General features: G+C 61.2%; 18 protein-coding genes. 2 read left to right on the top strand and 16 right to left on the bottom strand.

Annotated elements, in window-relative coordinates; genetic code table 11:
• Positions 1-75 precede the first annotated feature (75 nt).
• From ACIP8I_RS08510 to ACIP8I_RS08525, 4 genes are all read right to left on the bottom strand, one after another.
• Positions 76-357: a type II toxin-antitoxin system RelE/ParE family toxin gene (locus tag ACIP8I_RS08510; protein ID WP_007961475.1), complete on the bottom strand. Its 282-nt coding sequence runs from the start codon at positions 355-357 to the stop codon at positions 76-78.
• A complete protein-coding gene (locus ACIP8I_RS08515; RefSeq protein ID WP_204894228.1) occupies positions 347-592 on the bottom strand; it encodes a type II toxin-antitoxin system Phd/YefM family antitoxin in 246 nt (81 codons plus the stop codon). Before ACIP8I_RS08515 ends, ACIP8I_RS08510 begins: the two co-directional genes overlap by 11 nt.
• A gap of 93 nt (positions 593-685) precedes the next feature.
• A complete protein-coding gene (locus tag ACIP8I_RS08520) occupies positions 686-931 on the bottom strand; it encodes a DUF2789 domain-containing protein (protein WP_400760194.1) in 246 nt (81 codons plus the stop codon).
• Positions 932-1058: 127 nt separating this feature from the next.
• Entirely contained in the window at positions 1059-1520 is a 462-nt protein-coding gene (locus tag ACIP8I_RS08525; protein WP_027611126.1) for an aminoacyl-tRNA deacylase, read from the bottom strand.
• Between the two features lie 154 nt (positions 1521-1674).
• On the opposite strand from ACIP8I_RS08525, the gene ACIP8I_RS08530 reads away from it, so the two are divergent.
• Both ACIP8I_RS08530 and ACIP8I_RS08535 read left to right on the top strand, forming a co-directional pair.
• Positions 1675-2226 carry an NfeD family protein gene (locus ACIP8I_RS08530; RefSeq protein ID WP_400760197.1) on the top strand — a complete coding sequence of 184 codons (552 nt, stop codon included), beginning with the start codon at positions 1675-1677 and terminating at the stop codon, positions 2224-2226.
• Positions 2227-2228: 2 nt separating this feature from the next.
• A complete protein-coding gene (locus tag ACIP8I_RS08535) occupies positions 2229-2987 on the top strand; it encodes a slipin family protein (protein WP_003220464.1) in 759 nt (252 codons plus the stop codon).
• An 8-nt stretch (positions 2988-2995) separates the two neighbouring features.
• Here the strand turns inward: ACIP8I_RS08535 and ACIP8I_RS08540 are convergent, their stop codons facing one another.
• The 12 genes from ACIP8I_RS08540 to ACIP8I_RS08595 form a co-directional block, all read right to left on the bottom strand.
• Positions 2996-4591 carry a glycosyltransferase family 39 protein gene (locus tag ACIP8I_RS08540; protein ID WP_183784471.1) on the bottom strand — a complete coding sequence of 532 codons (1596 nt, stop codon included), beginning with the start codon at positions 4589-4591 and terminating at the stop codon, positions 2996-2998.
• A gap of 161 nt (positions 4592-4752) precedes the next feature.
• On the bottom strand, positions 4753-6327 hold the full coding sequence (locus tag ACIP8I_RS08545) for an efflux transporter outer membrane subunit (RefSeq protein WP_400760201.1): 1575 nt from the start codon (positions 6325-6327) through the stop codon (positions 4753-4755).
• On the bottom strand, positions 6324-7394 hold the full coding sequence (locus ACIP8I_RS08550; protein ID WP_400760202.1) for an HlyD family secretion protein: 1071 nt from the start codon (positions 7392-7394) through the stop codon (positions 6324-6326). The genes ACIP8I_RS08545 and ACIP8I_RS08550 overlap by 4 nt, the downstream gene beginning before the upstream one ends.
• 26 nt (positions 7395-7420) lie before the next feature.
• Positions 7421-8959: an MFS transporter gene (locus ACIP8I_RS08555; protein WP_400760204.1), complete on the bottom strand. Its 1539-nt coding sequence runs from the start codon at positions 8957-8959 to the stop codon at positions 7421-7423.
• 220 nt (positions 8960-9179) lie between these two features.
• Positions 9180-10097 carry a LysR family transcriptional regulator gene (locus ACIP8I_RS08560; RefSeq protein WP_400760207.1) on the bottom strand — a complete coding sequence of 306 codons (918 nt, stop codon included), beginning with the start codon at positions 10095-10097 and terminating at the stop codon, positions 9180-9182.
• Between the two features lie 196 nt (positions 10098-10293).
• Positions 10294-11160, bottom strand: coding sequence for an ABC transporter permease (locus ACIP8I_RS08565; protein WP_400760209.1), 867 nt, complete (start codon positions 11158-11160; stop codon positions 10294-10296).
• Positions 11161-11180: 20 nt separating this feature from the next.
• Positions 11181-12041: an ABC transporter ATP-binding protein gene (locus tag ACIP8I_RS08570; RefSeq protein ID WP_367082346.1), complete on the bottom strand. Its 861-nt coding sequence runs from the start codon at positions 12039-12041 to the stop codon at positions 11181-11183.
• Between the two features lie 5 nt (positions 12042-12046).
• Positions 12047-13072 carry an ABC transporter substrate-binding protein gene (locus tag ACIP8I_RS08575; RefSeq protein WP_400760211.1) on the bottom strand — a complete coding sequence of 342 codons (1026 nt, stop codon included), beginning with the start codon at positions 13070-13072 and terminating at the stop codon, positions 12047-12049.
• Between the two features lie 18 nt (positions 13073-13090).
• Positions 13091-13987, bottom strand: coding sequence for a TauD/TfdA dioxygenase family protein (locus ACIP8I_RS08580; RefSeq protein WP_400760214.1), 897 nt, complete (start codon positions 13985-13987; stop codon positions 13091-13093).
• Positions 13988-14357: 370 nt separating this feature from the next.
• Positions 14358-15725, bottom strand: a complete 1368-nt coding sequence (locus tag ACIP8I_RS08585) for an HlyD family type I secretion periplasmic adaptor subunit (RefSeq protein WP_027611115.1) — start codon at positions 15723-15725, stop codon at positions 14358-14360.
• Positions 15715-17871, bottom strand: a complete 2157-nt coding sequence (locus tag ACIP8I_RS08590; RefSeq protein WP_135294692.1) for a type I secretion system permease/ATPase — start codon at positions 17869-17871, stop codon at positions 15715-15717. Before ACIP8I_RS08590 ends, ACIP8I_RS08585 begins: the two co-directional genes overlap by 11 nt.
• A gap of 42 nt (positions 17872-17913) precedes the next feature.
• Positions 17914-19266: a TolC family outer membrane protein gene (locus ACIP8I_RS08595; protein ID WP_007961502.1), complete on the bottom strand. Its 1353-nt coding sequence runs from the start codon at positions 19264-19266 to the stop codon at positions 17914-17916.
• Between the last annotated feature and the right edge of the window lie 3 nt (positions 19267-19269).

Raw genomic sequence — 19269 nt, forward strand, 5'->3', positions numbered from 1 at the left:
TTGACGGGGAATTTCAGTCAAGTTTTGAAACAAATAGGTTGTCAGAGGAGAAAAAAACGCCGAGGTCTGGACGACTCAGCGTTTTTTGGCTTTCTCATACACACTGCTGCGCTCGCGTTTTCCCACAGCGACTACCGAAACGACGATTCGCTCATCTATCACTTGATAGACCAGACGGTAACCAGAAGCCTTCAGTTTGATTTTGTAGCAGTCAGGCATTCCATGAAGCGCATCAGCCGATACCCTTGGTAGCGATAACCTTTCAGCGAGCTTTTTCTTGAATTGATCTCGCAACGTATGACCCAGCTTGTTCCACTCCTTATGAGCAGATGGCAGAAATTCGAGCTTATAGGTCATCCAGGCTTACCGAAATGGGTGTTTCATGACTGCGGGAACGGACGATCTCGGCCAGTTCCAAATCATCAAGCCGCTCCATCATGGCTTCGTAAACATCGGCTGGCACCATGTAACCCATGACGCGATTATGGTTCAGCACAGCAACAGCACCACCCTGTGCGCCACTCAACACTGCTGATGGATTTTTCTTCAATTCGGAAACACTGACCGCCATATCGGCAAGAACACTTTGCATAATAAAAGACCTCAGTTGAGGTCGTGATATTGGTCTATTTAGAACTTTCAGACAATCGCAAAAACGATCAGCCGCTAAATGGTTGCCACATAGTCATCCCTCCCGCCCCTTGCGCAACAGCACATTCAGTTGATCCACCACCTCCGCCCAATCCGCATCATCGAGAATCTCGCCGCGCAAGAAATCCGCCTGACTTTTGCTCCAGAAAAACGCGTCCGCCAGGTGCAGTTCGGGTTTGAGCGGGGAATGGGTGGCGATGAATTGTTCGATGCTCACCGGGTCGCTACTCAGGCCGAGCTGCTCGAAGAGGGACGGCAGGCTGTGGGTTGGCTGCTCCATGGAGGACTCCTTCAAGAATGCGGTGGGTGGGAGATTATTCGCGAGCAGGCTCGCTCCCACAGGGGAACGCGATCAACCTGTGGGAGCGAGCCTGCTCGCGAAGGCGTCCGCGAAAGCGCTACAGAACCTAATGACTCAACTCCCGCACCTCGGCATGCGGCACCATTTTCAGAAACTCGGGCATGCTCATGTGCAGCAGGTAGTTGTGGTTGCCGGCTTCCAGGTAGATGTCTTTCTGCCGGGTCAGCAGCGGGTCGATGACCATGTCCAGGCCGTAGGAATCACCGAGCGGTGGCACCGCGCCGCGTTCGCAGTCATCGAAGATATGCGCCAGGTTGCTCTCCCGGGTGATCTGCCATTCGCCGCGAATGCGCACTTTACTCAAGTCCAGATGCCGACTGGCCGGCAGCACGGCCATCAGGTAATGCCCGTGGTGGTCGTCGAGGATCACCGATTTGGCCACGCGTTCGGCGGGCACCCCGGAAACCCGCGCGGTTTCCAGGCTGCTGGCCGAGTGGCGGTGGGCCACGATGTCATATTCGCAGTGCGCCCGATTCAGGCTGCTCTGCACTTTTTTTGCCATACGCATGCTGCACCTCGGTGTCCCGCTGAACGTTATGACTGTTCTGCTGAGTCTAGTCCGGCAAGGCATTGGCGAAGGGAAATCCGCTCACTGGACACATCTGCTCATTGAGCAGAATTCATCCAGCGCCAAGCTCAACTAGACTTAAGGAAACACCCCCATGACTCTCCCGGAGGGTCACGTGAACAGCCGATGTTGTTTGTTTTTCCTGATACTGCTGGCCAGCGCCTCGGTCCTTGCGGCTGACGTCCCGCTGACGGCGGTCAATCCGATCGGCCTGTGGCTGATCACCCTCGGCATTGCCTTTCTGATCGCCGAAGCGGCGCTGCCCAACTACGGGGTGATCGGCCTCGGCGGGATCATCATGTTCGTCATCGGCGCGCTGATTCTGGGCAACGCCGAGTTGCCGGTGCCGATGATCATCGGCCTCGGCCTGCTCAGCGCCCTGCTGCTGATCGGATTGATCGTCCGTGCCTTGAAAACCCGCCCCCGCCGCGCCGTCAGCGGCGATGCCGGGCTGGTCGGCAGCGTGACAGCGGTGACCACCGTGCAAGCGCAAAACGCCTGCAGCGGCTGGGTGCAATTGCAGGGTGAACACTGGCAAGTGCACAGCGCGACACCGCTGCACACCGGGCAATCGGTGCGCGTGGTCGGGCGAAATGGCTTATTGCTGAAAGTCGCCGCGACTGACGCGGTGCGACACGGAGAGTGATCATGGGTCTGCAAATCGGTTTTGTTGCACTGCTGCTGTTGGTGATCGCCCTCGCCGGGTCGACGTTCCGCATCCTGCGTGAATACGAACGCGGCGTGGTGTTCCAGCTCGGACGTTTCTGGCAAGTCAAGGGCCCGGGGCTGATCCTGCTGATTCCCGTGGTGCAGCAGATGGTCCGCGTCGATCTGCGCACCGTGGTGCTCGACGTGCCGCCGCAGGACGTGATCACCCGCGACAACGTCTCGGTGAAGGTCAACGCGGTGCTGTACTTCCGCGTGCTCGACCCGCAGAAGGCAATCATTCAGGTCGAAGACTTTCTTTCGGCCACCAGCCAACTGGCGCAGACCACCCTGCGCGCGGTGCTCGGCAAACATGAGCTGGATGAACTGCTGGCCGAACGCGAGCAGTTGAACATCGACATCCAGCAGGTGCTCGACGCCCAGACCGATGCCTGGGGCATCAAGGTCGCCAACGTCGAGATCAAGCACGTTGACCTCAACGAGTCGATGGTGCGTGCGATTGCCAAACAGGCCGAAGCCGAACGCGAACGCCGGGCCAAGGTGATCCACGCCGAAGGCGAACTGCAGGCTTCGGAAAAACTCATGCAGGCCGCCGAAATGCTTGGCCGCCAGCCCGGCGCCATGCAGTTGCGCTACATGCAGACCTTGAGTTCGATTGCCGGCGACAAGAGCTCGACGATCGTCTTTCCGTTGCCGATCGAATTGCTCAAGGGGATGGCGGATTTGTCGGGCAAATCCTGAGCCTGCGATCACCCGCCCGGTTTATCGGCGCTCGGCTCCCTCACGTACAAACGTGCAAATGCGCCGCCTGCATGGACATCGCTCTGCCGCTGCCAGCCTTCAGGCAACGCGGCAAACTCATCGGGTTCATCCAGCGTGCCGATCAACCACATCCGCGTGCTGCCCTTGGACACGTCGCCAAGCTGATCGAGGAAAACCTCCTCGCCGACCAAAGTGCCAAATCCGTAGGCATTGGGACGCGTGGAACGCCCATCCGCCGCTGGTGGCGTATACAGACGGATCTGCGCGTCAGTGCGGTTGTAGTAGATGTAGCTGAGGTACCACATCATGTCGCTGGTGACGATCCGGTCACCCTCGGTGAAGTGTCGATTGACGTAGTCGACCAGCACGCTGAACTGATCATTGCTGTCGACCGTGGCGTTGTTCTTCACACCCACCAGTTCGACCCCGACGAACAGCACCAGAATCGCCAGCGCCAGAACGCGAGAACCTATGTACAGCCGATCAATCGCCAGCGCCACCAGCATCGGCAACCCCAACGCATAGGCCGTCAAATACCGCTCGATGAACACCGGCGAGATGAACGACACGCCAAACACCAGCAGAATCGGCATCACGCTGTAGCACAGCAACAACAAGCTGCCGCGAAATACGCTGCGATCACGATGCAGGGCAACGGCAATCACGGCTACCAGCGCCAATGGCAAAAGCAAAAACAGCCACCCCGGCAAGGTCATGCCGTCGTCCTGGATCAGCAACGACCAGACCATCGACGGCAATGAGCTGACGGTCACCGGATCTTCCCAGCCTATGTCATTGCTGGCCTTGAGTTCCGGGATGTGCTGCAGCAGATCAAGCAGGTTGGGCACCCACGGCATGTACAGCAACGCGATGCTCAAGTTGGCCAGCCACCAGGCCGGACGCTGTATATGCCGCAGCCGATACCCCGGCTGCACGCGCACCGCTGTCAGATACAGCCAGTGGCTGATCACGCACAGAACGGTGAAGTAGTGGGTGTAGAACGCTGCCGTCATCAGCAGCGCATAGGCCACCAGATAGCGATGCCGACGCGGCTGGCGCACCCAGTAGACCAGCGCGATCGTCGCGCCGATCAGCCACATGCCGAGCAGCGAATACATGCGCACTTCCTGGCTGTAGCGCACGGCCGTGGGCAACAACGCCAGCAACAGCCCGGCCAGCAACGCAGCGCGACGGGTGGCGAGCAGATCCACCAGCCACACACCGAGACCGACGGTAATGATCCCCGGCAGCGCACTCATCAAGCGAATGGACAGGATGCCGTCACCGAACAGCCCGATCCAGCCGTGCAGCAGCAGGAAATACAGCGGTGGGTGCACATCGTGGCCCGCTAGCCCCCAGATCTCGGCCAGTGGAAACTGGCTCAGCAGGACGCTGGAGCCTTCGTCGAACCAGATCGCCGCCGCCGTCAGGTCGAAAAAACGCACCGCCGCCGCGAGCAGCATGATCGGTAACAACCAGTGCTCTCTGGCCCAGCGAAGCAGACGCAAGGCCACCAGCCATGCACCCGGGACCGCGCGCGGATCCTGCGTGTCGCCAACCGGCGTTTCTCTGTGTGCCGCCATTGCATCCTCTTGCTGTGCCGGAATATCGCGAACGGATGGAGCCGAACCTGCCCGTCACTTTAGGTCAGCCACAGGAGAGCCGTCGATGGCGGTGTGCGCTTTCACGACATCCGGCACCCCGGCCAATCCCAAACAGCCCTCGGCATTTCCAGTTCAGGCCATCAGCGCCGCGCCACCTCCCCCGCCGGATACACCGACTCCCAGCCCCCGCCCAACGCTCGGTACAACCCGACCATCGCCAGCGAAACGCCGGTCGAGCTTTCCACCCACTGCTCCTGAGTCGCCAGCAACGCGCCTTGAACGGTGAGGACGTTGACGAAATCAACCACGCCTTCGACGTATTGCTGTTGTGCGGTGCGCAGGGCGATCTGGTTCTGCCGCACGGCTTCGGCGAGGCTGTCGCGGCGGCGTTGGCTGGCGTTGTAGGCCGTCAGTTGATCGTCGATTTCATGCCAGGCGCGCAGCACGGTCTGCTGGTAGGCGATGGCCGCTTCCTGTTGCTGGGCTTCGCGCAGTTGCAGCATGCCTCGCAGGCGTCCGCCGTCGAACAGCGGCAGGCTCAATTGCGGGCCGATACCGAAAGCGCGCGAGCCCCAGGAACCGAAATCGCTCAGTTGCATCGCTTGCGAGCCGAGGTTGCCGGACAGGGTGATGCGCGGATAGAAATCGCCCTTGGCCACGCCAATATTGGCGGTGGCGGCGTGCAGGCGCGCCTCGGCCTGTCGGATGTCCGGACGGCGTTCGGCCAGCTGCGACGGCAGGCCGATGGCGACTTGCAGCGGTGACTGCGGCACCGCACCGTCTGTGGATAACTCCTTGGCCAGCGCTTGGGGCGCTTCGCCCATCAACAGACTGATCGCATTGATCAGTTGCGACTGGCGTTGTTCGAGCGCCGGCAGGCGCGATTCGATGGCCGCAACCTGTGCGGCGGCTTCGGCAACGTCGAGATCGGTCGCTACACCATCGTTGAGGCGCAGTTGCGACAGCTTGAGGCTGTGCCGGGCGACGTCAAGGTTCTGCTCGGTGACCGCACGAGTGTTCTGCACACCGCGTAGCTGAATGTAGTTCTGTGCGGTGTCGGCGAGGACCGCGAGCAGCACGCCGCGACGGTCGTTTTCGGCGACTTCGAGGTTGGCGTCGGCCGCCTCGGTTTCGCGGCGCACGCGGCCCCAGAAATCCAGCTCCCACGAAGCGGAGAAACCGGCGTCCCACAGGTTGAAGGCGGAATCGCCGTTATGCCCGGACGGATCGCTCAAGCCTTTGCCGCTGTTGCGTTGACGGGCGTAGCTGCCGGTCGTCGCAGTGGTCGGATAACGATCCGCGGTGATCACCTGGCGCGCGGCGCGACTTTGTTGCAGGCGGCTGCTGGCCAGTTGCAGGTCGAGGTTGCTGTGCATCGCTCGCTGGGTGAGGGCCGAGAGTTGCGCATCATGGAAAACCTCCCACCAGCGTTCGTTCAGCGGTTGGCTGACCACCTGACTAGCGGCGGCCTTCACGGGTTTGGCCCAGTCGGCGATCTGCGTGGCTTCGGGTTTGTGAAAATCCGGGCCGACGGTGCAGGCGCTGAGGCCAAACAAGCTCACCACAACAAGTGACTGAAACAGACTTTTGTGGCGAGGGAGCTTGTCGAATCGTCGCACCGTCCCGCTCGAGTGCGTAGCACTCGCGATTTTTGCGGTCGCTTCGCAACCCAGCGGGAGCAAGCTCCCTCGCCACAGGTTTTTATGCTGAGTCATCGCTGAGTTACCTCACGCTCCGACGCCGCCGGACTGCGGGTATCGATGCTCGCCTCCACCGACATGCCCACACGCAAACGCTCGGCCAACGGCTGACCCGGTTCGAGCATGATCTTCACCGGAATCCGCTGCACGACCTTGGTGAAATTACCGGTGGCGTTGTCCGGCTTCACAGCGGCGAAGGTCACGCCGGTCGCCGGGGCGATACTTTCAACACGGCCGCTCAACGTTTCGCCGCCGAGACTGTCGACGCGTACCTGCACGTCTTGCCCCGGCTGCACGTCGGTGAGTTGGGTTTCCTGAAAGTTGGCGATCACATACGCCTGACGCAATGGCACCACCGCCAGCAGCTTGCTGCCCGGCGTGACATAAGCGCCGACACGCACCGCGCGCTCGCCGACCATGCCGTCCTGCGGCGCGGTGATGCGCGTGTAGGACAGCTCGAAACTGGCGATTTCCAGCGCCGCTTGTGCGTGCTTCAGATTACCCTCAGCGGCATCGCGCTGCGCAGTGAGGATTTCCACCTGCTTGCGCTCGGCCGCCAGTTTCGCGCTGGCGGTATCGAGCCGTGCGCTCGCCTGATCGATGCGCGTACGGGCCTGTTGCGCGTTCTGCACCGTGCCGGCGCCGACGCCAGCGAGGTGGTTGTAGCGATTTAGTTCCTGCTGGGCAAACGCCATCTCCGCTTTGGCCGAGACCACCGAGGCCTGCGCCTGAGCAATCACCGAGGTCTGCCGTTCCAGCGTCGCCCTGGCGTTTTGCAGTTGAGCGCGGGCGACCAGGGTTTGCGCATCGGCCGCTTCAGCGGCGGCGCGCAAATCGCGATCATCGATCAACGCCAGCAATTGCCCGGCCTTGACCTGCTGGTTGTCTTCCACCAGCACTTCCTTGATGAACCCGGCCACACGCGGCACCACCAAGGTGTAGTCGGCAGAGACGAACGCATCGTTGGTGTTTTGCTGAGTTCGTTTGCCGAACAGACCGGGCATCGCCAGGTACACCAGCACGCCGACCGCCAGTGCGGTGGCCACGGCCACCGCGAGTTTCTGCTTTGCTTGAGTCGTCATAAAAACCTTCTGTTTCAGTACAGCCATCAGGTCGGCGCGCGCGGCGGAAAGATCCGCGTCGGCAGCCAGAAAATCAGCAGGATCAGCGCCACTGCGACGCCAGCCATGCACACATAGAGATCAGAGGAAGTCAGCACCACGGCCTGTTCGTGCAGGCGGTGGGCAAGGCCTGGATCGCTGCGATCAGCCAACGGTGAATTACCGAGACTGTCGATCAACATGGTCGAGTGGAAATGCAGGCGCGCGGTGGTCAGTGCTTCGATGACGCCAGTGGCGATCACCGCCGCCAGGCCTTTCACCGTGTTGAACCACGCCGAAGCGAACGGCCCATCCTGTGGCTGGATGCTGCCGGTGGACAACATCAACAACGGCAGCACCGACATCGGCTGACCGAAAATCTGCAGCCATTGCAGGACGTAGAAATTGTCGCGAATCCACTCCGAGGTCAGCAGCGAGCCGCCCAGGCAGGACAGGGTCAACATGCTCAAACCGATGCCGAGCACCCAGCGGCAATCGACCCAGCGCAGGTTGCACAGCGCCGCCACCAGAGGCAGTGCGATCAACTGCGGCAGCGCGGCGATCAGCATGATCGGCGCGGTCTGCACCGGACGATAACCCTGGACCTGCGCCAGATAGCTCGACGGAATCAGCACCACCGCCTGCAATACCACCAGCACCCCGGCCAGGGTCATCAGCGCGAACGACAGGTTGCGGATGCCGAGCATCTGCAACTTGAAAAACGGAACCGGCTGCGACCATTCATTGATCAGAAACGCCAGCAGCAACAACGAGCCAGCGCCGAGCAACGCGCAGATCAGGTTCGATTCGAACCAGTCCAGCCGATTGCCCTGGAGCAAGCCGATCACCAGCATGCAGATCGCCGGAAAACCCAGCAGCAGGCCTTTCCAGTTGAATGTCTTGAGACGTTCCAGGCGCAGCGGATCCTGCGGAATGCCCCAGGCGACCATCGCCATGGCGATCAGGCACGGCACGATGATTTGCCAGAACGTCCATTGCCAGCCGACGTACTCGCTCCACAGCCCGGCCAGCGGCGTGCCGAGGCCTGGGCCGAAAGTTGCGGTCAGCGCGTAACCGGCCAGGCCGTAGAGTTTGAAATTGGCCGGTAGAAAACGCAGGGCGACCGTCATCAGCATCGGCGGCAACGCACCGCCCGCCAGCCCTTGCAGGGTGCGCATCAGCAGCAGGCTTTCGTAATTCGGGGCGAACGGGCACAACACGCCGAGCAGCGTGAACAGGCTGATCGCGCAGAGGGTGAAACGGCGCAGCGAAAAGGTCACCGAGCACCAAGGGGCGAATGCCATCGCGGCGACCGAGGTCGCGGTGTAGCTGGCAACCAGCCACGTGCCCTCGTCGTAACCGATGTGCAGCGCGCCACGGATGTCGGCCAGCGCGACCTTGGTCACCATCTCGTTGAGGCCCGAGACCAATACCGCAAGCAGCACGCCGACCAGGCCCGTGATGATCCGCGCCCCGAACACCGGTGGCGCGGCCGCCGTCGCCGGACTGGCCGCAGCGAGGGGCGCCGGGACCGACAGGGATGTCATGGATACACACTCCGGAAGGAAAAATACCGGAGCATTTTAGTAAGGCTTACTGCTGACGAAAATTGACTTATTGGCAGGTTATAAGTGCGTCAGACACAACGATTTTCCTGTAGGAGTGAGCCTGCTCGCGATGGCGCCATTTCAGTCGATACTTTTGGCGACTGATACACCGCTATCGCGAGCAGGCTCACTCCTACAGAGATTTGCGTGGTTTGTGGGATCAGGGTTGCGCGGCCAGCCACGTCTCGTCGCAACACGCCTTGAGCGTTTCGCGCAGCCAGCGGTGCGCCGGGTCCTTGTCGAAGCGCGGGTGCCAGGCCTGGGTCAGCATCAGCGTCGGCAACGGGATCGGCAGATTGAACGAGCGCAGCTTCAGGCCCAGTCGGCGCACGCTGAGCAACGCTTCCTTGGGCACCGGCAGGATCAGGTCGGAATCGGGCAAGGCAAACATCGCCGCGTGGAAGCTTGGCGCAATCACCGCCACCCGCCGCTCCAGGCCCAAGGCATTCAACGCGGTATCAATAGGGCCGCGAGCAATACCACGGCGTGACATGCTGATATGTGAGTAACCGGCATAGCGCTCGGCGGTGATCTCGCCGTCGAGCAGTGGATGATCCTCCCGCACCAGACCGACGAAATGCGTGGAAAACAGGTTCTGCACTTTGACTTCCGGGGTCACCGGACGTGTGTTGCTGACACTCAGATCAATCCGCCCTTCGCGCAACGCCTCATCGTCGCCATCGCCCTCGGGGACGAAGCGCAATTCGCAGTGCGGCGCCTGCTGGTCAAGGGTGTCGAACAGCTTGCCGCCGTACACGCCGATGAAAAAGTCATTGGCGCGGATGCTGAAGCGCCGGCGCAGGGTGCCAAGCTCCACGCTGTCGGCGGAGCGAAACAGCAGCGCCGCCTGCTCGACCACCTCGCGCACCTGCTCGCGCAATTCGACGGCTTTGGGGGTAGGCACCAGGCCACGGCCAGCGCGCACCAGGATCGGATCGCCGATGGCTTCGCGAATGCGCGTCAGGGTGCGGCTCATGGCGGCGGGGCTGAGGTTCATGCGCCGTGCGGCCCCGACCACACTGCCTTCGTCGAGCAGGGCGTCGAGGGCGACCAGGAGGTTCATGTCCGGGAGTTGCATGCAGAGCACTCGTGGCTGATCTGGATTGATCCGGGTGCAATGCTAGCAAACATCCTTCAACTTCGCGGCGGCTGTCAGGACGCCATCGCTGGCAAGCCAGCTCCCACAGGATTTTCGGCGGTCACAGAATGAGTGAACGCCACAATCCCTGTGGGAGCTGGCTTGCCAGCGATGGGGCCAGCTCAGTCAATACACATCAGCGCTGCATGCCCCAACGCTTCACCGTCACCCGCTCCAGCGTATCGAACACCAGATTCTCCACCAGCAATCCAATCAGGATCACCACCGCCAACCCGGCAAATACCTTGTCGGTGTAGAGCTCATTGCGATTCTGAAAAATGTACCAGCCCAACCCACCCTTGCCACTGGTCGCACCGAACACCAGTTCGGCGGCGATCAGCGTGCGCCAGGCAAACGCCCAGCCGATTTTCAGCCCGGCGAGGATCGACGGCAGCGCTGCCGGGATCAGGATGAACAGCACAAAACGCATGCCCTTCAGCCCATAGTTGCGCCCGGCCATGCGCAGGGTTTCCGAGACACCGAGAAAACCGGCGTAGGTGTTCAACGCCAGCGCCCACAGCACCGAATGCACCAGCACGAAAATCAGGCTGTTCTGCCCCAGCCCGAACCAGAGCAAGGCCAGCGGCAGCAAGGCAATCGCCGGCAGCGGGTTGAACATCGAGGTCAGGGTGCTCAGCAGATCCCGGCCAAACTGCGTCGACACCGCCAGTGTGGTCAGGGCGAACGCCAGCACAATGCCGATCAGGTAACCCTTGATCAGCACTACCAGCGATATCCACACCTTGCCCAGCAACTCACCACTGAGCAGACCGTCGTACAGCGCATGACTGGTCTGCAGAAAGCTCGGCAGCAACAGGTCGTTGTTCTGCACCCGGGCGATCACTTCCCAGAGGATCGCCAGCAGAATCAGGATCAGGCTTTTACGCAGCCAGCCCTGTTGCCACAGGCGTTGCGCCAACGGCAATTCGCGCTCAAGCGGCACGCTGGACAATGGTTCAAGGACGGTTTCAAACTCTTGTCGTACAGACGATGGTTGGCTCATCAGGCAATCCTCCAGAACGCTCAATAAGCGATACGAATGTCGTTGAAGTCATGGTCACGCTCGGTTTCCGGCGACTGGCCTTCATCGAACAGCAAGCGGTGAATGCGTCGCGCCGATTCTTGAAACGCTACGCCGCCGAGGCTTTGCAGATCGTATTGATGGCTGTGCACCTCAGCGCGTACCCGCCCCGGATGTGGCGACAGCAGCAGGATGCGATTGCCGACCACCAGCGCCTCTTCAATCGAGTGGGTGACAAACAGCAGGGTGAAGCGCACCTCCTCCCAGAGCAGCAGCAACTCTTCCTGCATCTTGCGCCGGGTCAGCGCGTCCAGCGCGGCGAACGGCTCGTCCATCAGAAGGATTTTCGGCTGCATCGCCAGCGCCCGGGCAATCGCCACCCGCGCCTTCATGCCGCCGGACAAAGTGTGGGGATAAGCATCGGCGAACGCCGCCAGACCGACCTTGTCCAGATAGTGCAGTGCACGTGCTTCGGCGTCTTTTTTGTTCAAGGTTCGCGAGGCCAGCAGCGGAAACATCACGTTCTGTTTCACGGTTTTCCACGGCGGCAGTTGATCGAACTCCTGGAACACCACGATCCGGTCCGGACCTGGTCCATCGACCCGCTGACCTTGCAGGCGAATCTCGCCTTCACTCGGTGCAATGAAACCAGCGGCCGCCTTGAGCAAAGTCGACTTGCCGCAGCCAGACGGGCCGAGCAGCACGAAGCGATCCGCCGGATCGATTTCGAAACTGACCTGATGCGTGGCGCGCACCACCCGTTGCGGGGTGCGGTATTCGAGGCTGACGTTATCCACCGCCAGCAGCGCTTGCGTACTGGCGATCGGGTTGCTGGCCGCGTGGCCTTGCAAAGGGGCGTTCATCTCGATCAGCTCCCCTGCAGCGGTTTGGCGTCCTGGAAGAAGTAGTCCTTCCACGATTCCGGTTTGTTCTTGATCGCACCGACGCGGTAGAGGAATTCGGCCAGTGGATAGGTATTTTTCGGCGTGACGCTGAATTCGAATTGCGGGTTGTCGATGATTTTCAGCAGCTCGGCGCGGTCGATCCTGGCCTTGGTCACGCGGATGTAGGTGTCCGCCGCCGCGCCCTTATCGTTCTGGGCAAATTGCGCGGCCTCGCTCAGCGCTTCGACGAAGGCTTTGTAGGTTTTCGGATTGTCGTTGCGGAATTTCTCGGTGGCGAACAGCACCGTCGGCGAGTTCGGGCCGAGGATGTCGTAGGAGTTGAGCACCACGTGCACGTTCGGATTCTGCAGCGCCTGATCCTGGAACGGCGGGTTGGAGAAATGCCCGGTCAGTTCGGTGCCGCCGGCAATCAACGCAGCGGTCGCATCCGGGTGCGGCACGGCGATGGTGTATTTGTCGAGGCGATTGAATTCCTTGTCACCCCACTGCTTGGCCGCCGCGTATTGGAGGAAACGCGACTGCACCGACACGCCCACCGCCGGCACCGCAATGCGGTCCTTCTCGGTGAAATCGGCAATGGTTTTGACCTTGGGATTATTGCTCACCAGGTAGTAAGGGAAATTGCCGAGCGAGGCCACGGCCTTGACGTTCTGCTTGCCGTGGGTGCGATCCCAGATGGTCAGCAACGGGCCGACCCCGGCGCCGGCAATGTCGATGGAACCGGACAACAGGGCATCGTTGACCGCCGCGCCGCCCGAGAGCTGCGTCCAGTCGACCGTGATGTCGAGGCCTTCCTGCTTGCCGTACTTCTCGATCAGGCCCTGATCGCGCACCACGTTGAGCAATAAATAGACAATCCCGAACTGTTCGGCGATGCGGATTTCACCTTCGGCGTGGGCCACGGTCGGCGCCACCAGGCTGCCGGCAATCAGGCTGAAACCCAGGCCGATGGCCGCCGCCAGCGGTGCAAATGGAAGACGTTTGGACATGATCGAATCTCCGGCAAATCAGAAAGGCGCGTCGCCCTGAATAGTCGTGCGATACAGCTTGCGGCGCAGGTGCGCAGGGCAGCCGGCGGCAAGGTGAATCAGCGAACGGTTGTCCCAGAACACCATGTCGTGGGGCTGCCACTGATGGCGGTAGATGTTTTGCGGCAGCACGCTGTGGGCGTAGAGCTCGGCCAGCAATTGTTGGCTCTCGTCCTCCGGCAGACCGACGATGCGGGTGGTGAAGCCTTCGCTGACGAACAACGCCTTGCGGCCGTTTTCTGGATGAGTGCGGACGATCGGGTGCACCACTTCGGCGACCTGCGCCAGTTGCTCCGGGGTCAGGGTCGGGCGCCAGTTGCCTTCGAATTTGGTCTCGCTGTAACGCGCAGTGTAGGAATGTGCGGCCGAGCGCCCCTCCACGGCTTTGCGCAACGCTTGCGGCAGGCTGTCCCAGGCTTTGTGCATGTCGGCAAACAAGGTGTCGCCGCCCTCGGACGGTAATTCCTGGGCATGCAGCATCGAGCCAAGGCTCGGCAGCTCTTTATAGGAAAGGTCGGAGTGCCAGAACTTGCCGGCATCGCCGAGGCCGATGTTCTGGCCGTTCTCGACGATGTTGGAAACGATGAGGATTTCCGGGTGATTGGCCAGCAGGAACTGCTTGAGCACGTGGATCTGCAACACGCCGAAACGGCGGCTGAAATCGATTTGCTGTTGCGGAGTGATGCGCTGATCGCGGAAGACCACGACGTGGTGATCCAGGTGCGCGCGATGGATGCGGGCGAAGTCCTGGTCGTTGACCGGCCGGGTCAGGTCCAGGCCGATGATCTCGGCACCGACGGCACCGCTGAACGGACGAATTTCAAAGCTTTGCGGCGCGGCAGTCGCGGCGCTTGGGGTGGCAGTAGCTGCGGACATCTCTCAATCTCCCACGCACGGCGCGCTCACGGGCGCGCACGTCGATCAGACACTCACGCTGGATTGCGTGTCGGTTCAGGTCGTGCGGCGCGCCGATTGGTCGGCAGGTACGCAGGGGGATGACTTTAAAGCTATAAGAAAAGGAAATTAAATACCGTTAATGAATAACGATATGGCGGATGGTGAGGAATGGACTGGATGGTGAGTGACGATTTGTGTCACTTCTATGCGTAATGTGGCAACTTCACTGGCGCCTTCGCTGGCAAGCCAGCTCCCACAGTTTCCGATGTCGAGCACACAATCGTGTTCCAACCGGAAACTCTGTGGGAGCTGGCTTGCCAGCGATGAGGCCCTGATGACCGCTAGAGAATCAACGCTCGTGCAACGCCTCCGCCCGCGCCCGGATGATCGGCTTGAGCAGGTAACTCAGCACCGATTTCTTGCCGGTGATGATATCCACCGACGCAACCATCCCCGGGATGATCAGCAACGGCTTTTCATCAGTGCCGAGGTGGCTGCGCTCGGTGCGCACCTTGATGATGTAGTAGGTGGTTTTCTTGTCTTCGTCGGTGATGGTGTCGGCACCGATCTGCTCCAGTTTGGCCTTCAGCCCGCCGTAAATGGTGTAGTCGTACGCGGTGAATTTGACGATCGCTTCCTGCCCCGGGTGCAGGAAGGCAATGTCCTGCGGACGGATCTTGGCTTCGACCAGCAAGGTGTCATCCAGCGGCACGATCTCCACCATGTCGCTACCCGGCTGGATCACGCCGCCGATGGTGTTGACCAGCAACTTGTTGACGATGCCGCGTACCGGCGAGGTGACCAGCGTCCGGCTGACCCGATCTTCCAGCGCCTTGCCGGTGGCCTGGGCCTTGTTCAGGTCGGTGCGGGCTTCGTTGAGCTGAGTCAGCGCCTCGCTGCGGAATTTGCCGCGAGTCTCGTCGATCTTGCGCTGGACTTCCTTGATTGCAGATTCAGCGCGCGGGATTGCCAGCGTGGTGGCGTCGAGCTGACCACGGGTTTCCACCTCGGCACGCTTGAGCCGCAGCACTTCTACCGGCGATACCGCGCCCTGCGCCACCAGCGGCTCGGACATGTTGATTTCCTGGCGTTGCAGGCCCAGTTGCTGGCGGTATTGCGCCTGCTTGGAGCTGAACTCGCGCAGCTCTTGCTGACGCTGGATCAACTGCTCCTGCAAACCACCGATCTCGTCGTGCAGTTGCTGACGCCGGCTGATGTACAACGATTCTTCGCTTTTCGCCTGACCCGGCACGGCTTTGAGCACGTCTTCCGGGAAATTCAGTGGACGGTCATCGACCTCGGCGCTCAGGCGTTCGACGCGCAACAGCATCGACAGTCGATCAGCTTCGGTTTCGCCGACGTTGGAGGCAAACCGCGTATCGTCCAGACGAATCAGCGGTGCGCCGGCCTCGACGATCTGACCTTCCTTGACGAACATTTCCGAAACGATCCCGCCCTCCAGGTTCTGGATTTTCTGGATCTTCGACGACGGAATCGCCTTGCCGTCACCCTTGGTCACTTCGTCGATCACGGCGAAGTTGGCCCACAGCAGCAGGAACAGGAAGAAGCCGATGATTGCCCAGATGGTCAGGCGCACGACGCGCGGGGCGTCCTCGATCAGCGCCTTGTTGACCTCCGGCAGCGGCTGGCCCTGCAGCGAGGCAGAACCCTTGAAGTAGCGACGGATCGACTCTTTGACACCCGACTTAAGCAACACTGATCTGCCCCTTCTTCAACGCTTCCATCACGGCGGCTTTCGGGCCATCGGCGAGAATCTGTCCACGGTCGACCACCAGCAGGCGGTCGACCAGCGACAGCAGCGAGGCCCGGTGCGTCACCAGCACCACGGTCTTGTTTTCAACCACGGCGGCCAGACGTTGCTTGAGGCGTTCTTCGCCAGTGTTGTCCATGGCGCTGGTCGGTTCGTCGAGCAGCAGGATCGGCGGGTTGAGCAGCAGCGCCCGCGCCAGTGCAACGTTCTGTCGTTGGCCACCGGACAGGTTCTGCCCGCGCTCGCCGACCTGCAGCTCATAACCCTGAGGATGCAGACGGGCGAACTCATGCACGCCGGCCAGTTCGGCGGCTTGCAGCACCAGCTCGTCTTCTACATAGCGCGCGCCGGAGACAAGATTGTCACGCAGGGTACCGGCCAGCAGCTGGATGTCCTGGGGCACGTAGCCGATGTTGTAGCGCAGCTCGCTGACGTCGATCTGGCGGATATCCACACCGTCCACCAGCAACGCGCCGTCGTCCGGCTGATACAGGCCCACCAGCAGTTTCGCCAGCGAACTCTTGCCCGAACCACTGCGACCGATGATGCCGATCTTCTCGCCGGGACGGATCACCAGGTTGATGTTCTTCAGCGCCGGGTTCTGCTGTTCCGGGTAGGTGAAGTTCAACTGACGGCACTCGATCGCGCCCTGCAACACCTTGCGGCTCAGCGGGCGCTCTTCGAAATTGCGCTCCTGCGGCAGCTCCATCATCTGGTCAACCGAGGTCATGGTCACGCGCGCCTGCTGGTAGCGGGTCAGCAGCCCGGACAGCGACGCCAGCGGGCTGAGCGCGCGGCCGCTGAGCATGTAGCAGGCGATCAGACCGCCCATGCTCAGGTTGCCGGCGATGATCTGGTACACGCCGAAGACGATCATGATCACCCCGGCCAGTTGCTGAATCAGCAAGGTGATGTTCATCGCCAGACCGGAGAGCATTTTCACCCGTAGCTCGAGGCGGCTGAGGGTGCCGATGGTCTGTTCCCACTGGTACTGGCGTTCGCTTTCGGCGTTGTTGACCTTGACCGCATCGAGGCCGGCGAGGGTTTCGATCAGGCTCGACTGACGCTCGGCACCGAGGGCCATGGTGCGTTCCATGGTCGCTACCAGCGGCTTCTGCAACGCGTAGCCGATCAGCAGCGCAATCGGGAACGCCAGCACCGGAATCCACACCAGGTGCCCGCCAAGAATCGCGATGACGATGAAGATCAGAATGGTGAACGGCAGGTCGATCAGGCTGGTCAGGGTCAGCGAGGCGAGGAAGTCGCGCAGACTCTGAAACTCATGGATGTTCTGCGCGAAGCTGCCGACCCGCGCCGGGCGGTACTTCATCGCCATGCCGACGATGCGCTCGAACAACGTCGCGGAGATGATCAGGTCGGTTTTCTTGCCGGCCAGATCCAGGCACAGGCTGCGCAGGCTCTTGAGAATCAGGTCGAAAATGTAGGCACCAGTGATGCCCAGCGCCAGCACCCACAGGGTCGCTTCGGCCTGGTTCGGCACCACGCGGTCGTAGACGTTCATCACGAACAGCGGCGCGGCCATGGCGATGATGTTGATCAGGAAACTCGCAGCGATCGCATCGGCATACAGCCAGCGCGAGCGCTTGAGGGTGTCGCGAAACCACGAGCGCGCACGCGGGATCAGCGTGCCGTGGTTGACGTCGAATTTGTGCTGCGGCTGGGCGAAGAACACTTTGCCGGTGTAGTCGTCGGCCAGCAATTCGCGGCTGACCACCGATTCGCCGCCGTCGCTTTCGCTGAGCAGCACCCGGGCTTCGTTCTCGCCTTGCCAGCCAAGCAGGACCGCACTGCGGCCATCCTTGAGCAGCAACAGCGCCGGCATGGCAATCGCCGGAATCTCTTCCAGCTTGCGTTGCAGCACCCGGCCCTGCAGCCCGGCGCGAGCGGCCGCGCGGGGCAGCAACTCGACACTCAGGCGTTGTTTGGGCAACGGCAGGCCAGTGGTGAGCATCGCGGCACTGGCCGGCTTCTGGTGCAACATGCATAGAGCGAGCAGACCATCCAGTAAGGGATCGTCGTGCATCGCGCGCGGATCATGAATGAGTTGAACTCGACTGACTTCTGATTCCACGCTCGGCACTCTTGGCTAACAATTGAACAATGAAGGTTCTGCTCAATTCATACCCGGCAGTTGGACCTTCGGCTTCACATCGTTCTGCACGACGGATGCCAACGGTGCGACCACTCCCTGGCTCTTGAGCAACTCGCCCATGGTCGCCTTGATTCGATACTGAGTAAATAACTGAATGTTCTTGATTTCGGCCAAACGGCGCGAAGCGGTGAACAACTCGTTTTCGCTGTCGAGCAAATCGAGCAGGGTGCGCTCGCCGAGGCTGAACTGACGCTGGTAGGCGGTACGCACCGCGGTGCTGTGATCAACGTACTGCTGAGCGATCGGCACCTGCGCATTGGCATTGTTCAGGGCGTTCCAGGCCAGACCCAGTTCTTCGTTCAACTGACGCAGGGCGTTGTTGCGGATGTCCAGCGCCTGGTTCGACAGGTACGACTTGGATTCCAGATCGGCCTTGTTGCTGCCGCCGGAGTACAGGTTGAAGCGCATGCGCAGCATCGCCTGCCATTCGTTGTTGTGGCCGTTCTGACCGTCGAGATCGTTGTCGGCAGTGCGACCCAGCTCGGCGTCGAAACGCGGGTAGAAGGTCGACTTGGCGGTTTCGTACTGCTTCTCGGCAGCGGCAATATCGGACTCGGCCGAGCGCAGGATCGGGCTGTTTTCCAGCATCTGCGTCCGGGCTTCATTGAGGTTGGCCGGCATCATCGCCATGAACGGCGCCGGGCGCTCCAACTGGTCAGGCATCTGGCCGACGGCACTGAGGAAGTTGGTCTCGGAGTCGGCGAGGTTGGTCTGTTCGGTGATCAGATTGTTGCGGGCCTGAGCCATCCGCGCTTCAGCCTGATCGAGGTCAGCGCCGCTGCCGACGCCGCGCTGGGTGCGCAGCTGGATCTGGTCGTAGATGCGCTGGTGGCTTTTGAGGTTTTCTTCGGCCAGACGCACGAATTCGCGGCGGGTCAGCACGTCCAGATAGACCTGGGCGACGGTCAGTGCGGTGCGCTCGGAAGTGCCGAGCAGCGAATAGGCGCGGGAGTTGACGGTGGCTTGTTGACGCCCGACTTCGCTGGACGTGGCAAAACCGTCAAAAACCATTTGCGAGAGACGTAAACTTGACTCGCTACGGTTCAAAGTTTCCCAGTGGTTACCACCACCGTTGGCGCGGGTGGTCACGCTGTCGGTGCCCTCACGGCCATAACCGCCTAGCAGATCGACCTTGGGCAGGTATCCACCTTTGGCTGCCTTTAATTGATAATCCGCGGCCAAACGACTGTTGACCCCCGCCTGGATTTCCGGATGGACATCCAGTGCCTGCTGCATGGCTTCTGGTAAGGATTGTGCTTGGACGAAAGAGGCGGCGAGGGCGAACGGTAGAGCCTTGAACAAGTGCAAACGCATGGT

The sequence above is a fragment of the Pseudomonas sp. NPDC088414 genome, assembly GCF_044753325.1.
In the GTDB taxonomy this organism is placed as follows: domain Bacteria; phylum Pseudomonadota; class Gammaproteobacteria; order Pseudomonadales; family Pseudomonadaceae; genus Aquipseudomonas.